Annotated in this window: 12 protein-coding genes and 5 tRNA genes; 10 read left to right on the top strand and 7 right to left on the bottom strand. The window is 70.5% G+C overall.

Features of this window, described 5'->3' with window-relative positions; genetic code table 11:
* Nucleotides 1-20: 20 nt before the first annotated feature.
* Complete coding sequence (locus ACIRPP_RS19015) at nt 21-485, bottom strand: hypothetical protein (RefSeq protein WP_403643882.1); 465 nt, start codon at nt 483-485, stop codon at nt 21-23.
* A gap of 372 nt (nt 486-857) precedes the next feature.
* Between ACIRPP_RS19015 and ACIRPP_RS19010 the strand changes: the two genes are divergently transcribed.
* The 3 genes from ACIRPP_RS19010 to ACIRPP_RS19000 all read left to right on the top strand — a co-directional run bounded on the left by ACIRPP_RS19010 (nt 858) and on the right by ACIRPP_RS19000 (nt 2,308).
* Nucleotides 858-1,286, top strand: coding sequence for a hypothetical protein (locus ACIRPP_RS19010; protein ID WP_403643879.1), 429 nt, complete (start codon nt 858-860; stop codon nt 1,284-1,286).
* Nucleotides 1,287-1,349: 63 nt separating this feature from the next.
* A complete protein-coding gene (locus tag ACIRPP_RS19005) occupies nt 1,350-1,634 on the top strand; it encodes a hypothetical protein (protein WP_403643876.1) in 285 nt (94 codons plus the stop codon).
* A complete protein-coding gene (locus tag ACIRPP_RS19000; protein WP_403643873.1) occupies nt 1,631-2,308 on the top strand; it encodes a hypothetical protein in 678 nt (225 codons plus the stop codon). Before ACIRPP_RS19005 ends, ACIRPP_RS19000 begins: the two co-directional genes overlap by 4 nt.
* A 104-nt stretch (nt 2,309-2,412) precedes the next feature.
* Here the strand turns inward: ACIRPP_RS19000 and ACIRPP_RS18995 are convergent.
* The 4 genes from ACIRPP_RS18995 to ACIRPP_RS18980 all read right to left on the bottom strand — a co-directional run bounded on the left by ACIRPP_RS18995 (nt 2,413) and on the right by ACIRPP_RS18980 (nt 6,091).
* Nucleotides 2,413-2,485 (bottom strand) — tRNA-Lys (locus tag ACIRPP_RS18995).
* Between the two features lie 156 nt (nt 2,486-2,641).
* On the bottom strand, nt 2,642-4,825 hold the full coding sequence (locus ACIRPP_RS18990) for a DEAD/DEAH box helicase (RefSeq protein ID WP_403643869.1): 2,184 nt from the start codon (nt 4,823-4,825) through the stop codon (nt 2,642-2,644).
* A 288-nt stretch (nt 4,826-5,113) separates the two neighbouring features.
* Nucleotides 5,114-5,656: a hypothetical protein gene (locus tag ACIRPP_RS18985; RefSeq protein ID WP_403643866.1), complete on the bottom strand. Its 543-nt coding sequence runs from the start codon at nt 5,654-5,656 to the stop codon at nt 5,114-5,116.
* 84 nt (nt 5,657-5,740) lie between these two features.
* Nucleotides 5,741-6,091, bottom strand: a complete 351-nt coding sequence (locus ACIRPP_RS18980) for a metallopeptidase family protein (RefSeq protein WP_164333463.1) — start codon at nt 6,089-6,091, stop codon at nt 5,741-5,743.
* A gap of 84 nt (nt 6,092-6,175) precedes the next feature.
* Here ACIRPP_RS18980 and ACIRPP_RS18975 point away from each other — a divergent pair, with 84 nt between their 5' ends.
* From ACIRPP_RS18975 to ACIRPP_RS18945, 7 genes are all read left to right on the top strand, one after another.
* Nucleotides 6,176-7,825, top strand: a complete 1,650-nt coding sequence (locus tag ACIRPP_RS18975) for a metallophosphoesterase (protein ID WP_403643863.1) — start codon at nt 6,176-6,178, stop codon at nt 7,823-7,825.
* A gap of 80 nt (nt 7,826-7,905) precedes the next feature.
* A tRNA-Glu gene (locus ACIRPP_RS18970) sits at nt 7,906-7,978 on the top strand.
* 37 nt (nt 7,979-8,015) lie between these two features.
* Nucleotides 8,016-8,090, top strand: a tRNA-Asp gene (locus ACIRPP_RS18965).
* Nucleotides 8,091-8,114: 24 nt separating this feature from the next.
* Nucleotides 8,115-8,188: transfer RNA gene (locus ACIRPP_RS18960), tRNA-Phe, on the top strand.
* 116 nt (nt 8,189-8,304) lie between these two features.
* Nucleotides 8,305-12,279 (top strand): ATP-dependent RNA helicase HrpA, encoded by a 3,975-nt coding sequence (gene hrpA, locus ACIRPP_RS18955; RefSeq protein WP_403643860.1) that lies wholly within the window; start codon nt 8,305-8,307, stop codon nt 12,277-12,279.
* A gap of 92 nt (nt 12,280-12,371) precedes the next feature.
* Nucleotides 12,372-12,446, top strand: a tRNA-Asp gene (locus ACIRPP_RS18950).
* Between the two features lie 318 nt (nt 12,447-12,764).
* Nucleotides 12,765-13,010, top strand: a complete 246-nt coding sequence (locus ACIRPP_RS18945) for a DUF6274 family protein (RefSeq protein ID WP_403643857.1) — start codon at nt 12,765-12,767, stop codon at nt 13,008-13,010.
* 491 nt (nt 13,011-13,501) lie between these two features.
* On the opposite strand, the gene bldC is transcribed toward ACIRPP_RS18945, so the two are convergent.
* Complete coding sequence (gene bldC / locus ACIRPP_RS18940) at nt 13,502-13,708, bottom strand: developmental transcriptional regulator BldC (RefSeq protein ID WP_003949541.1); 207 nt, start codon at nt 13,706-13,708, stop codon at nt 13,502-13,504.
* 551 nt (nt 13,709-14,259) lie between these two features.
* On the bottom strand, nt 14,260-15,102 hold the full coding sequence (locus tag ACIRPP_RS18935; RefSeq protein ID WP_403643854.1) for a hypothetical protein: 843 nt from the start codon (nt 15,100-15,102) through the stop codon (nt 14,260-14,262).
* Nucleotides 15,103-15,267 lie beyond the last annotated feature (165 nt).

The following is a 15,267-nucleotide window of genomic DNA, read 5'->3' as shown; positions in this document are numbered from 1 at the left end:
CAGCTGCACGGCCGGCCGGATCAGTCGTTGGCGCAGGCGGAGGCGAAGGCCTTGACTCCGGACTTGAAGGCGCCGCCGTCCGAGCAGGTGGTGATGCTCGTGTTGAGCGACCCTCCGGGGTCGGCGATGCCGCTGATGTCGGCGATCCAGGTGTTCTTGTTCGTCCAGCTGACCCGGCGTGTGTCCTCGCTCACATAGGTGCCGCTGGGACTCAGGGACAGCGTGGCCTGCCAGCCGTTCGCCTTCACGGTGGCCGTGTTCGAGATCTTGCTGACCCGGTACCTGGCCGACCCCTTCACGGTCTTGGTCGACGTCTTGAACGAGCACTTGTCGGCGTAGACGTTGCAGTGCCAGGCATTCACCTGGATCTTGGCGCCCGTACCGGGCAGTGAGGTCGTCCCCGTGTCCGAGACGGCCACGGTCGCACCGGCCGCCCCGACGACCAGACAACCGGCGAACGCGGTCGCCAGCAGAGCCCTCTTCACTTGTTCTCTCCCGTGCTCATGGCGGCGCCTCAGAAGCCCACCGGCCGACCTGCGAGACCCCGAAAGCTATATGTCCCAGTTAATCGGGTGCATGGCTGAAAGTCGCACATGCACAGCCGTGCAAAAAGCATTGGCCACGAGCCACCGCGTCACCCGACTCCGCCCGCTCCGGCACCCGCCCGTCCCGCCGACGACTCCTTCCAGCCACCAGGAGACCACCGCTTTCACTCCTGAGCGGGACACCGCGCTCCGCCGAACGTGACGCCCGGGCGCGGTCAGTTGCTTTGGGAAGGGCGGGACTCCCCGGATCGGTATGAAAGTTGGTGCGGCAGCGCACCCGCTCTACGCGATCGACCACGGGGGACGACAGCATTGACTTGGGACGAGTGGGAGCAGATCAAGGCCGACGTCGCCGACCGGCGCGGCAGCTCCGCGCAGCTCAACGGCCCCGGTGGCAAAGGGGGTGCCGCGCCCGATCTGAGGACGAACAGCCAGGGCAAGTGCGGAGCGGTCAAGGTGCTGATCGACAGGATTCTTCCCGGTCTCGACGAGGTCGCCATCCACGCCGACGAGGACACGGACGCCGCCGAGCGGGAGTTCGCGGGGTGGGCGACGGGCGCGGGGCTGAAGGACGCGCACGAGGAGTGGGCGCTTCAGGTCAACAGCCTCAAGGCGCGGCTGGCCCGGGACCAGGCGGATCTCAGTAAGACGCGGCGGGACTTCCAGTACGTCGAGCACGAGGTGGAGAGCTCCCTGCGGCACATCAGTACACCCGGCCCGGACCCGCTCCGCAACGCCTGATACCGGCCTCCCACGGTCGTCGGGCCCGCAGGCGGACCCGGCGCCGGAACCAAGGAAGTGCGCATGCTCACCTACCAGGACGCCATGACCATCCGGCTCGGTCCGCTGACCACCGCGGCCCGTTCCTGGAGCAAGATGGCCGAGGGCTTCGACGATCTCGGCGAGGCGTACGGCTCCTCCGTCCAGGCTGTGGCCTCGGACGGTCAGTGGGTCGGAATGCCCGCCGACGCGGCCAAGACGCGATTCACCTCGACACGGAAGCAGTTCAGTGCCGCCGCGGTCGAGGCCAGGGCCATGGCGTCCTGCGCAACATCCACGCGCAGTTCACCGAGCGCATCCAAGCCGTGAAGAACCTGGTGGAGGAGGCCAAGAAGGCCCACATCCACATCGACACCAAGGCAGAGCCCACGTCGACACGAGCAAGGAGCCGGCCGTCGGTGCCGCGAAGGGCGGCCCCATGGGGGACGCCCTTCGCGGCACTGATCGCGGGTACCACGGGCATCGACCCGAGCCATGCGGACGGCGGCTACGTCGAGCACTTCGACGCGAACAACCGCGTCTTCAAGGACTCCCTGAAGCACCTGGCCGCAGAGGGCAACGACTTCCCGCCCAGTCTGCGTACGCCCATGGCCGTGATCATGGGCAACCACGGGGACACGGTGCACGACACAACGAGCGCCCAGCACAACTCACTCAGCCCGCTGAGCCGCACCGACGTCCTCGAAGTGGCGAAGCAGATCTCACGCGACCGGTTCTCCTACCTGACGCTGCAGGACTCCATCAACCGCGAGATCGTCCACGACATCAACACCGGGGAGGGCGGAGCGCAGTGGAGCTGGAGAGCGGCCGGGCACACCATCGGCTTCCGGGAGGAAGCCCGCTACCAGGGCCTGACCGTGGACGCCGACGACGCGCAGAGCAAGGCGGCCTGGGAGGCGAAGATGGACTATCACACCTGGGGCGGAGTAGTGAGGTCCTACCTACCGGGACTGCGGAAGACGTGGTGCGCGCCCGAAGGCTGATGAAATCCGCCGGAGGCAGCGCTCCGAACGCGCCGCAGCGCCCGACCGGGATCCGGTCGGGCGCTGCGCAGCAGGTCAGAGGGTGTGTGCTTCCCCCGTGCCGGTAGGCCCTGTGGGACTCGAACCCACAACCAATGGATTAAAAGTCCACTGCTCTGCCAATTGAGCTAAGGGCCCCTGGCGATGTTGCCTCCCCGAGCATAGCGGGACGTGGGCACCTCTCCGATCGGGTATTGCCCCCGGCGGGGCGTGAGATGTACCGCGGGAAAGCGGGAGGGCCCGCGCGACCGAAGTCGTGCGGGCCCTCACGGCGTTCAGCCCGGGCGGGGCGTGTCAGCCGTTGCGCTTCCAGCGCGGCTTGTCCTCGCGGCGGCCGAAGGAACCGCCGCTGCGGTGGTCGTCACGACGGCCGTAGGGGCGGTCGTGGCCGCTGGAGCGGTAGCCGGGGCGGTCGCCCTGGCGGTCGCGGTTGTAGGGGCGGTCGCTGCCGCGGTGGCCGCCTCGCTCGTCGCGGCGGAAGCCGCCACGGTCGCCGCGGTCACGGTCGCGGTCGCGGTTGAAGCCACCACGGTCGTCACGACGCTCGAAGGAGCGCCCGCCACGGTCCGCGCGGTCACGGTCGAAGGACCGGCCGGGGCGGTCGTCGCGGCGGAAGCCGTTACGGTCGCCGCGGTCTCGGTCACGGTCGCGGTTGAAGCCACCACGGTCGTCACGACGCTCGAAGGAACGGCCGCCACGGTCGCCCCGGTCCGCGCGGTCGTCGCGGCGGAAGCCGCCACGGTCGCCGCGGTCACGGTCACGGTCACGGTCACGGTCGCGGTTGAAGCCACCACGGTCGTCACGACGCTCGAAGGAACGGCCACCACGGTCGCCCCGGTCGTCGCGGCGGAAGCCGCCACGGTCACCGCCGCGGTCGTCACGGCGCTCGCGCCGCTCGTACGGGGCGGACGGCTCGGAGCGCTCGGTCCGCTCGACGTCGCGTGCGGTCGGCTGCTCCGGCACGACCACCTCGGCCTCGGCCGACAGCTGGGCGGCGGCCTCGGCGACCGCGGCCTCCGGGTCCTCGCCCCGCTCCCGCGCGGCCCGCGCGAGCAGCCGGTCTGACTCCTCGCGGAGCTCCGTCGCCCGGCGCTGGGCCCGCTCCAGCTCCTTGGTGAGCTGGGCGACCTCGCGCTCGGCCTGCTGGGCCGCGTTGCCGGCGGACTCCGCCTGCACCTCGGTCATGGACCGGGCGCCGGTGATCTCGGCGACCTCCGGGTCGAAGGCGGCGCCGCCCTGGATGATGTGGCGCGTGGCGTCGACGCCCGCGTCCTCCATCAGCCGGAAGATCTGGCGCCGCTGGTGCGGCAGGGAGAGGGAGACGACGGTGCCGGTGCGGCCGGCGCGCGCCGTGCGGCCCGCACGGTGCAGGTAGTCCTTGTGGTCGCCGGCCGGGTCGACGTTCAGGACGAGGTCGATGCCGTCGACGTGGATGCCGCGGGCCGCGACGTCCGTGGCGACCAGGACGTTGACGTAGCCGTCCTTGAAGTCGGCCAGGGTCCGGGTCCGCGCGCCCTGCGTCATGCCGCCGTGCAGGGCGTCCGCCTTCACGCCCGCCTCGCGCAGCTGGTCGGCGACGCGGTCGGCGCCGAGCTGGGTGCGGACGAAGATGATGGTGCGGCCCTTGCGGGAGGCGATGGCCGCGGTGACCGGCGCCTTGTCCTTGGGCTTCACGACGAGGATGTGGTGCGACATGGTCGTGACCGCGCCCTGCGCCGCGTCGACCTCGTGGGTCGCCGGGGCGTTGAGGTAACGGTCGACGAGGGTCTTGATCTCGTTCTCCATGGTCGCGGAGAACAGCATCCGCTGGCCGCCCGCCGGGACCTGGTCGAGGAGTTCGGTGACCTCGGGCAGGAAGCCCAGGTCGGACATCTGGTCGGCCTCGTCGAGGACGGTGATCTGCACGTTCTCCAGGGAGCACGCACCGCGGTTGATGATGTCGCGCAGGCGGCCCGGGGTGGCGACCAGGATGTCGACGCCGCGTTCCAGGGCGTAGATCTGGTTGCCCATGGAGGTGCCGCCGCAGACGACCTTCATCTTCAGGCCCATGACGTCCCCGTACGGCTGGAGCGCGTCGGCGACCTGCATGGCCAGTTCACGCGTGGGCGTCAGGATGACGGCGCGCGGCTTGTGCTTCTCGGTGCGGCCGCCGGCCAGGGTGGCCAGGGTCGGCAGTCCGAAGGAGAGGGTCTTGCCGGAGCCGGTGCGGCCCCGGCCGAGGATGTCCTTGCCGGCCAGGGCGTCCGGGATGGTCGCGGCCTGGATGGGGAAGGGGCTGGTCACGCCGTTCTGGGCCAGCTTGCGCACGACGCCCTCGGGCAGGCCGAGGTCCGCGAAGGTCAGCTCGGGGGCCTGGTCGGCGGGGTCGGTCGTGACGTCGGTGCCGGCGTCGGTGTCGGTGTCCTCGATGCTCGCGAGGGTGTCGAGGTCCTCGACGTTCTCGGGCACGACGACGTGATCAGTACTGGCGATGGGCATACGAATGCGAAACCTTCCGGAGTCTCTTCGGCACGCGCCCGTCAACTCCGTGATTCGCGCTTCGCAATTACGACCGCCTCGATGCGGTCCACCACGGCAAAGGAGAGTACGCGCCACACGGCGCGCTCTGCAGTGGCGCCGGGCAAATAGGATCAAACGATCTGCCACCATACGCACCCGGGGACCCCGAAAGCAAACCGGTACCCCCTTGCGGAAAGGAACCGCAGGTCAGCCCGTCAACCTCGCGGAACGTCCACCATCCGACGGTTGCAGGCACGTGCCGGGCCCCTAGGCGGGCGCACCGGCCCGCGGTGCTGGTTCCCGGTGCTCCAGCTGGGTGTCAGGCGGTTCGTGCGCCGACGACGAGGGTTCCGCGGCCGTGGGCTCCGGCGGCTGGGACGGCTCGGGCGGCGGAGGGGTCGGCTGCGGCTCCGGGGAGCGGGTGGGCGCGGGCGGCAGGGGGCCGTCCGGGGTGGGCCGCGCCGGGCCGCCGGGACCGGCGTCCCCCTGGCCCGGCCGGGTGGCCCGCGCCGACGGCGACTCCTCGGCGCCGGGGGACTCCCCGGTCTCGCCCTTCGCGCCCTTCTTCTTGTCCCGGTCGTCGTCCGCCCCGCCGCGGGAGCCGTCGGCCGAGGCCGCACCGTGGCCGGCGGGACCGCCGCCCGACCCCGCGCGCCCGCCGCCCGGCGCCTCGTCACCCCGCTCCCCGGCCGACCGGGACGGCCCGGCGCTCCCGTCGGCACCGTCCGCGCCGACACTCATGCAGCCCGCGGCAGCGGCGACGGCGACCAGCGTGGCGGCCAGGCGGACGGGTACGTACAAGCGGCGCACGGGGCCACCTCCGATGGGAGTACTGGGTCGACAAGCCCAACTCCCGCCGCCCGCAAGAGGACACGCGCGCGGGGCACGAGTGACCTATCCGTAGCCGAGGGCGTGCAGCCGGGCGTCGTCGATCCCGAAGTGGTGCGCGATCTCGTGCACCACCGTGATCTCGGCCTCGGCGACCACGTCGTCCCGGGACTCGCACATCCGCAGCGTCGGCCCCCGGTAGATGGTGATCCGGTCGGGCAGCACCCCGGCGTACCACTCGCCGCGCTCGGTGAGCGGGGTGCCCTCGTAGAGACCGAGCAGCTCCGGGTCGTCCGCCGGGGGCTCGTCCTCGACGAACACCGCCACGTTGTCCATCAGGCGCGTCAGCTCCGGCGGGATCCGGTCCAGCGCCTCGGCGACCAGCTCCTCGAACTCCTCGCGTGTCATCTCCAGCACACAGCCATTGTGGTCCACGACCCGTCCGTACGAGTCACTCCCGCACCTCGCATATCCGGCGGCGGACTTGGGCATACGGGATCAATGGCCCGCGTCCCCGCCGCCGTGTCGTCCGCCCGCCGCCGCGCCCGGAGCGCGCCACGCCGGCTGCTCCGCCGTCCCCGCCGCCCTGCGGGTGCCGGGCCGGCCGACCTCGCCCCGCGCCACCGGCCCTGGACGCGCGCCCTCGGGCTCATCGTGGTGGTCCTCGTCGGCGCCTGGCTCGGCCTGCTCGTCGTCGGCAATGTGCGGGTGCCCGTCGGGCCCATGGACACCACGATGACCCTGCGCCCGTCGTTCACCGGCGGCACGAAGATCAACGTCTCGCCGTTGGGCGCCCTGCAGCTCGACAGTCACACCGCCCCCGTGCGCCTCGACGTCAACGTGGACCAGCTCGACCCGCAGCGCGCCCAGGCCCTCGTCGACCGCCCGGAGCGCATCTCGGGACTCCAGGACGAGGTCACCCGGGACGTCAGCCACGGCACCGCCGACCTCGCCGTCCGCTCGTGCGTCGCCGTCGTCACCGGCGCCACCGCGCTGGGCCTGGTCGTCTACCGCCGCCCGCGGCGCGCCCTGGCCGCCGGGGGCCTCGCGCTCGCCCTGCTGGCCGCGTCCGGCGGGACCGCCTACGCCACCTGGAACCCGGACTCCGTGCTGGAGCCGAAGTTCTCGGGCCTGCTCTCCTCGGCACCGTCCCTGGTCGGCGACGCCCGCAGCATCGTCACCGAGTTCGACGTCTACCAGCAGGAACTGGCCCGCCTGGTCACCAACGTGACCAAGCTCTACGACGCCACCTCCACCCTGCCGACCTACCAGCCGGACCCGACGACCATCCGCGTACTGCACGTCTCCGACGTCCACCTCAACCCGGCGAGCTGGACGATCATCACCTCGCTGGTGAAGCAGTACCAGGTGGACGTCATCGTCGACACCGGCGACACCATGGACCACGGCACGGCCGCCGAGAACGCCTTCCTCGACCCCGTCGAAGACCTCGGCGCCCCCTATGTCTGGGTCCGCGGCAACCACGACTCGCTGGTCACCCAGCGCTATCTGGAGGACCTGAAGAACGTCCACGTCCTGGACGACGGCCGGGCCGTCACCATCGCCGGGCTGCGCTTCGCCGGCATCGGCGACCCGCAGTTCACGCCCGACCGCTCCAAGACGCGGGGCGCCGAGGAGTCCCAGGAGCTGGCGGGCGCCCGGCTCGCGTCCGCGCTGCGCGACCAGGCGGCGGCCGGCACCCCGGTCGACGTGGCCCTCGTCCACGAGCCGTCGGCGGCGCGCGAGGTGGACGGCACCGTCCCGCTGGTCCTCTCGGGCCATCTCCACCGTCAGGAGACGGACGTCATGGAGTACGGCACGCGTCTGCGGATCGAGGGCTCGACCGGCGGCAGCGGACTGCGCGCCGTCGAGGGCAAGCACCCGGACCCGATCGAGGCGTCGATCCTCTACTTCGACCGCGACACCCGTCGGCTCCAGGCGTGGGACGCCATCAAGCTGGGCGGTCTCGGCCTGACGACGGCCGAGGTGAGCCGTCACCTGCCCGAGGAGAACCAGCCCGGTGCGGACTCCCCGTCACCGTCGGGCTCACCCTCGTCCTCACCCTCGTCCACCCCCTCACCGGCCCCCACCCCGGCGCCCTCGCCGTCCCGTCCGTCCCTGCCCGCGACCCGCCCGACGCCTACCCCGTAAACCGTTTTGGCGATAGGTCCCGCCATCCCATATGCTTCTCACGTCCCCGACGCGCTGAGAAGCGCCCAGGCGGGCCGATAGCCCTCATCGTCTAGCGGCCTAGGACGCCGCCCTTTCAAGGCGGTAGCACGGGTTCGAATCCCGTTGGGGGCACGCATCACCTTGTGCGACACTGTCGTACGACACGCTTGGTCCTGTGGAGCAGTTTGGAGTGCTCGCCACCCTGTCAAGGTGGAGGCCGCGGGTTCAAATCCCGTCAGGACCGCTGGTGTTTCACGTGAAACACCGCGGCTGGGTAGCTCAGTTGGTACGAGCGTCCGCCTGAAAAGCGGAAGGTCGCCGGTTCGACCCCGGCCCCAGCCACAGCAAAGGCCCCGATCACTGATCGGGGCCTTGTTGTGTCCCTCGATGTCCTGCGCCCCGTGGCCCGGCAAATCCGTTGGCCCCGAATTTCCGTGGGATGAGATCCTGGAGTCCGTATGTCTACGCACTCTGCCCCCGCTCTCGGCTCCCTCGCCTCCCGCCTGACCGACCTGTCGCTGCGCGACGCGCACCGGCTGGGACGGCGGCTCGAGGGTGCCCGCAAGATCCGCAAGCCGGAGGCCCGCGCCGCCGTGCTCGCCGAGATCGAGACGGAGGTCACCGGGGCCGAGGAGCGCATGACGGCACGCCGCTCGCGCGTACCGGAGGTGCGCTATCCGGAGCAGCTGCCGGTCAGCCAGAAGAAGGACACGATCGCCGAGGCCATCCGCGATCACCAGGTCGTGATCGTCGCGGGCGAGACCGGGTCCGGCAAGACCACGCAGATCCCGAAGATCTGTCTGGAGCTGGGCCGCGGCGTCCGGGGCATGATCGGCCACACCCAGCCCCGCCGGATCGCCGCCCGCACGGTGGCCGAGCGCGTGGCCGACGAACTGGGGACCCCGCTCGGGGAGGCCGTCGGCTGGAAGGTCCGCTTCACCGACCAGGTGAACCAGGACGCCACCTTCATCAAGCTGATGACGGACGGCATCCTCCTCGCGGAGATCCAGACCGACCGCGAACTGCGCGCCTACGACACGATCATCATCGACGAGGCGCACGAGCGGTCCCTGAACATCGACTTCCTGCTCGGCTACCTGGCCCAGCTGCTGCCGAAGCGCCCGGACCTGAAGGTCGTCATCACCTCGGCGACCATCGACCCGGAGCGCTTCTCCCGGCACTTCGGTGACGCCCCGATCATCGAGGTCAGCGGCCGGACGTACCCGGTGGAGGTGCGGTACCGCCCGCTGCTGGAGGAGGACTCCGACGACGCGGACCGGGACCAGATCACGGCGATCACGGACGCGGTCGAGGAACTGATGGCCGAGGGGCCCGGGGACATCCTGGTCTTCCTCTCCGGCGAACGCGAGATCCGGGACACGGCGGACGCCCTGACCAAGAAGCGGTACCGGTCGACGGAGGTGCTGCCCCTGTACGCGCGGCTCTCCCATGCCGAGCAGCACCGCGTGTTCCAGCAGCACAGCGGCCGCAGAATCGTCCTGGCCACCAACGTGGCCGAGACCTCCCTGACCGTCCCCGGCATCAAGTACGTCATCGACCCGGGATTCGCGCGCATCTCCCGCTACAGCCACCGCACCAAGGTGCAGCGGCTGCCCATCGAACCCGTCTCGCAGGCCAGCGCCAACCAGCGTAAAGGCCGGTGCGGCCGTACGTCCGACGGCATCTGCATCCGGCTGTACAGCGAGGACGACTTCCTGTCCCGCCCGGAGTTCACGGACGCGGAGATCCTGCGCACCAACCTGGCGTCCGTCATCCTGCAGATGACCGCGGCCGGCCTGGGCGACATCGAGAAGTTCCCCTTCATCGACCCGCCCGACCACCGCAACATCCGCGACGGCGTGCAGCTCCTCCAGGAACTGGGCGCACTCGACGCGACGCAGAAGGACCCGCGCAAACGGCTCACGCAGACCGGCCGCAAGCTGGCCCAGCTGCCGGTGGACCCGCGGCTGGCCCGCATGGTGCTGGAGGCGGACCGCAACGGCTGCGTCCGCGAGGTCATGGTCATCGCCGCCGCACTGTCCATCCAGGACCCGCGCGAGCGCCCGGCCGACAAGCAGACCCAGGCCGACCAGCAGCACGCCCGCTTCCGCGACGAGACCAGCGACTTCCTCGCCTACCTGAACCTGTGGCGCTATGTGCGCGAGCAGCAGAAGGAGCGCGGTTCCTCGTCCTTCCGCCGCATGTGCAAGCAGGAGTACCTCAACTTCCTGCGCATCCGGGAGTGGCAGGACATCTACACCCAGCTGCGCACGGTCGCCAAGCAGATGGGCATCCACCTCAACGACCAGGACGCCCCCGCGGACCGGATCCACGTCTCGCTGCTGGCCGGGCTGCTGTCGCACATCGGCATGAAGGACGTGAAGGAGTCCAAGGACTCCGGCCTCGGCCGCAAGGACGGCGGACGCAACGAGTATCTCGGCGCGCGCAACGCCAAGTTCGCGATCTTCCCGGGGTCGGCCCTCTTCAAGAAGCCGCCGCGGTTCGTGATGTCGGCGGAGCTGGTGGAGACCTCCCGGCTGTGGGCCCGGGTCAACGCGAAGATCGAGCCGGAGTGGGTGGAGCCGCTCGCGGAGCACCTGCTCAAGCGCACCTACAGCGAGCCGCACTGGGAGAAGGACCAGGCGGCGGTGATGGCCTACGAGAAGGTCACGCTGTACGGCGTGCCGATCGTGGCGCACCGCAAGGTGAACTACGGCCGGATCGATCCGGAGGTCTCCCGCGAGCTGTTCATCCGCCACGCCCTGGTCGAGGGCGACTGGCGCACCCACCACAAGTTCTTCGCCGACAACCGCCGGCTGCTCACCGAGGTGGAGGAGCTGGAGCACCGCGCCCGGCGGCGGGACATCCTGGTCGACGACGAGACGCTGTTCGACTTCTACGAGCAGCGGATCCCCGAACACGTCGTGTCGGGCGCCCACTTCGACTCCTGGTGGAAGCACAAGCGCCACGAGCAGCCGGACTTCCTCGACTTCGAGCGGGAGATGCTCATCCGGGAGTCGGCGGAGGCGGTCACCAAGGCCGACTACCCGGACTCCTGGCGGCAGGGCCCGCTGAAGTTCCGGGTGACGTACCAGTTCGAGCCGGGGGCGGACGCCGACGGTGTCACCGTGCACATCCCGCTCCAGGTGCTGAACCAGGTGACCGACGAGGGCTTCGACTGGCAGATCCCGGGTCTGCGCGAGCAGGTCGTCACCGAGCTGATCCGCTCCCTGCCCAAGCCGGTGCGCCGGCACTACGTCCCGGCGCCCAACTACGCGAAGGCGTTCCTGGAGCGGGCGGTCCCGTTGCAGGAGCCGCTGACCGTGACGATGGCCCGCGAGCTGAAGCGCATGGTGGGCGTCCCCTTCGACGCGGAGGACTTCGACTGGTCGAGGGTCCCCGAGCATCTGCGGATCACCTTCCGCATCGTCGACGAACGGCGCCGCACGCTCGCCGAGGACAAGGACCTTCAGGCGCTGCGGCTGCGGCTGAAGCCGCGGGCCCGCAAGGCGCTGAGCCGGGCAGCGGCGGCCACCGCCGAGCGCAGCGGCGGCGAGTCGCTGGAACGCACCGGGCTGACCGACTGGACCATGGGCACGCTCACGCAGGTCTTCGAGACCCGCCGGGCCGGCCAGCCGGTGAAGGCGTACCCGGCGCTGGTGGACGACGGTGACACCGTGTCGGTGCGGCTGTTCGACACCGAGGCGGAGCAGCAGGAGGCGATGTGGAAGGGCACCCGTCGGCTCATCCTGCGGAACATCCCGGTGAACCCTGCGAAGTTCGCATCCGAAAAGCTGACCAACCAGCAGAAGCTGGCGCTGTCGGCGAATCCGCACGGTTCGATGCAGGCGCTGTTCGACGACTGCGCCATGGCGGCGGCCGACCGGCTGATCGCCGACTTCGGCGGGCCGGTGTGGGACGAGGAGTCCTACCGCAAGCTGTTCGACAAGGTGCGGGCGGAGATCGTGGACACCACCGTCCGCGCGGTGGGGCAGGTGCAGCAGGTGCTCGCCGCCTGGCAGGCGTGTGAGCGGCGCCTGAAGGCGGTCCGCAGCCCGGCCCTGCTGGCGAACCTGCGGGACGTGCGGGAGCAGCTGGACGCGCTGGTGCGGCCGGGCTTCGTGACGGCCGCGGGCCTGCGCCGGCTGCCGGACCTGATGCGCTATCTGGTGGCCGCGGACCGGCGGCTGCAGCAGATGCCGGCCAATGTGCAGCGGGACACCACGCGGATGGAGAAGGTCCGCGAGATGCAGGACGAGTACGCGTGGCTGCTGGAGCAGATGCCGCAGGGCCGGCCGGTGCCCCGGCAGGTGCTGGACGTCCGGTGGATGATCGAGGAGCTGCGGGTCAGCTACTTCGCGCACGCGCTGGGCACCGCCCACCCGGTCTCGGACAAGCGGATCGTGAAGGCGATCGACGCACTGGTGCCGTGACGGGGCGGCCACTTAAAGTGAGTTCGACCCGGCGGCCACCCTCCTGTACAGTCTCTTTTCGCAGCGCACGGCAGTAACGGCGCCGCAAACCTGGTCCTGTGGAGCAGTTTGGAGTGCTCGCCACCCTGTCAAGGTGGAGGCCGCGGGTTCAAATCCCGTCAGGACCGCATCATTGAGAAGGCCCGCGCCCGCAAGGGACCGCGGGCCTTCCGCGTTGCCCGGCCCGGTCTCCCCCGCAGGAGGACCCCCGGGTCCCGGTGGCGGGGCCGGCGGCTCCCGTACGGCCCGTCAGAACCGCCCCACGCGCGCCCGCCCGGGCCGCTCAGGCGCCCCTGGGGCCCTCGCCGCCCACCCTGGCGGCCTCCTCTCCCGCCCACAGGCCCTGACGCCCGCGTACGGCCCTCTGGGCGGTCTTGACGGGGCCTTCTTCCCTCGGTACTCCAGAACTCAGGGACCGCTTCCCCTGCGGCCCGTGGAGGTGGCGCATGGCGGCTTCGGCGAGGCACGAGACGCGGGCCCTGCTCCGCGCGCACCTGTCGGCCGCGTCGGGGTACCGGCACATCACCCGCCACTGTCCGATCTGCCATCGACTGCTGCGGCTGGCGATGGACTCCGCACCCCGGGCCGCCGAGACTCCGGCACCGCCCGAGGCGGCGGACCGGCACACCTCCCGTTCCGCCTCCCCCGACGCCGAGTTGGCGACCGACGCGCCCAAGGCCCGGCCGCATTAGCGCATATGCCAGCGGCTCAACAAGCCAGTCGGTATGTGACGGGTGTCACCGCATGAGTTTTGGGAAGCGTGGCACTTACTCCCGTCCTACAACGGGTCGATTTAATATGTGCAATTGCACTACCCCGGGAGCCGCGCGCGGCGCTGCGCTCCGTCACCGGGCCGACGTGGATCAAGGCCCTCCCGGCACCCGCCCCGACCACGGACGGGGCACCCGCAGGGCACCTCACCCGCCCGGCGCTGGCGGCTCGCCACCACCGCCCGGAGGCACCGGAGAGCGCACACACCCGCACAGGGGCGCACAAAAAAATCGCGCTGGACCCGGCGGGAGTCCAGCGCGATCGACGACGCACCCGTGTTCAGTTGCCTGGGAAGCCCGGAAGGGCTTGGGCGAGGGGACTGTTGGGGCAGGCCCCGCGTCGCTTGGAGCTGTGGTTCCGGGCGCCTCGGCGGGTTTGGGGACCAGCCGGATTGCCCAGGTCATGCAGTTGTTCAGGCCTCGCTGCGCTGCTGCGGAATGCCCGCGAGCAGGGCGCGGACCTCGGCTTCGCGGTAGCGGCGGTGCCCGCCGAGCGTGCGGATCGACGTGAGCTTGCCGGCCTTCGCCCAGCGCGTGACCGTCTTCGGGTCGACGCGGAACATGGTGGCGACCTCAGCCGGGGTCAGCAGCGGCTCGGCATCAGGGGTGCGAGCGGTCATGAGCGGCCTCCTCGGGAGAACCGAACCTTCTCGGTTCTTTCCTCTAAATTCTGCACCTTGACCCGCGTTGCCCGAAATGGCGGACGCGAGTCGAGTCGGTTATAGGACGAACGGCTTGTCCTCGGCACTACAACTACACCATCTGTCCAGCCGCGTCGGCCAAACCGATGGAATTGCCCTCCCAGGTGTTCATCAGCCGCGGAAGCCGATGGACCATGCCATAGCGGACAGTCACGCCCCTGTGACGATCAGTCACAGGACGATCAGGAGACACCAAACCCCCCAAAGTGCGTGCAATGCTGAGATTCCGCCCATGATGGAGCACAGCAGGACGGAGGAGTCCTCCCCGGACTCCTTGTCCTATTTTGGCATGAGGGTGGGCAAGCGGCGCAAGGGCCCCGTACGTGCGGTCCGTCACGCTTGACACGCTTGGGACTTACGCCCGGATCGGTCTCTACGTCCGATGTCGGATCGCGTTGACTCCTCCGGACGCCGACGAGGCGTCACCTCAGGGCGACGACAAAACCCCAAGACGGGCGTCAGGTCAAACGTCAGTTCGCGGACCGCAGGTCCCGCACGGACCGCCACCGCTCCACCAGCCGCGCGTAGGCAGCACCGGCCCGCACCCCGTCACCGCGCCGGAGCGCCGCGATGCCCTCGGCCACGTCCGCCGCGGAGTGGTCCTCCTCCAGCGCGCCCGCCGGCAGGGCGTGCACCAGCCCGCCGTAGTCGAGTTCGACCAGGGAGCGCGGGTGGAACTCCTCCAGCCAGCGCCCGATGTCGACCAGCCCGTCGATCAACGGCCCCTCGTCCACGGCGTCCTTCAGCGCCCGCAGCCCCCGGGCGACCCGGCGCCGGGCCTCGACCATGGGGGTGCGGTACCGCAGCACCGGGGCCTCGTCGGCCGTGCCCTTGAGGTACTCGCGCTCCTCGTCGGAGACCAGCACGAACCAGTTGATCGGTACCTGCCAGGTCGCGGTGCGGATCCAGGGCCGGGCGTCCGGGTGGTCGGTGAGCCAGCGCTCGTAGTCCCGCACCGCCTGGTGGCGGACCACCGGGGGCAGCAGCGCGTCCAGGACGGGCAACGGGAAGTCCTCGGCGAGCTCGCCCAGGGCCTGCCAGCCGCGCAGCCGGGTGCGCCACGGGCAGACGCAGATCACCCCGTCGACCTCCAGCACGAACGCGTCGTCGCTCTCGTGAACGGGGACGGGCACCGGAGGGGTGGGCACCAGGTCGGTCAGCGCCCGGCGGAGCTCGTCCTGGCAGGAGGGGTGATCGGGCCGGCGCGCATAGCGGGCCCAGTGGTCGCGTTCCGGCTCCGGAAAGGCGGCCAGGGGTTCGTAGACGCGCAGGTAGGTCGCGTAGGGGACGATCACCGAGGTCACCTTGGGCACGCCTGGTCCCTCCCCCGCGCACTGCGCCGAAAACCTTCGGACACGACACCTCCGCAGCCGGGAAATCCCAGCAAATCGTCGCACGGCGGTACTCCGGTCGGAGGTGATCCCGACCACGGTGCCGCCGAACCGCTCCACAGGCTCTAACCTCATGCTCACGACCCC

Source organism: Streptomyces sp. NPDC101219, from assembly GCF_044767675.1.
In the GTDB taxonomy this organism is placed as follows: Bacteria; Actinomycetota; Actinomycetes; order Streptomycetales; family Streptomycetaceae; genus Streptomyces.
Note: the sequence above shows the minus strand (reverse complement) of the source record. Positions and strands in the feature narration are given on the sequence as shown.

Bases quoted from the DNA above. Each gene is read 5' to 3' on its own strand.
- ACIRPP_RS18945 (WP_403643857.1), top strand. From the start codon at position 12,765: ATGGCGGCTTCGGCGAGGCACGAGACGCGGGCCCTGCTCCGCGCGCAC.
- ACIRPP_RS19005 (WP_403643876.1), top strand. From the start codon at position 1,350: ATGCTCACCTACCAGGACGCCATGACCATCCGGCTCGGTCCGCTGACC.
- hrpA (WP_403643860.1), top strand. From the start codon at position 8,305: ATGTCTACGCACTCTGCCCCCGCTCTCGGCTCCCTCGCCTCCCGCCTG.
- ACIRPP_RS18975 (WP_403643863.1), top strand. From the start codon at position 6,176: ATGGCCCGCGTCCCCGCCGCCGTGTCGTCCGCCCGCCGCCGCGCCCGG.
- bldC (WP_003949541.1), bottom strand. From the start codon at position 13,708: ATGACCGCTCGCACCCCTGATGCCGAGCCGCTGCTGACCCCGGCTGAG.
- ACIRPP_RS18990 (WP_403643869.1), bottom strand. From the start codon at position 4,825: ATGCCCATCGCCAGTACTGATCACGTCGTCGTGCCCGAGAACGTCGAG.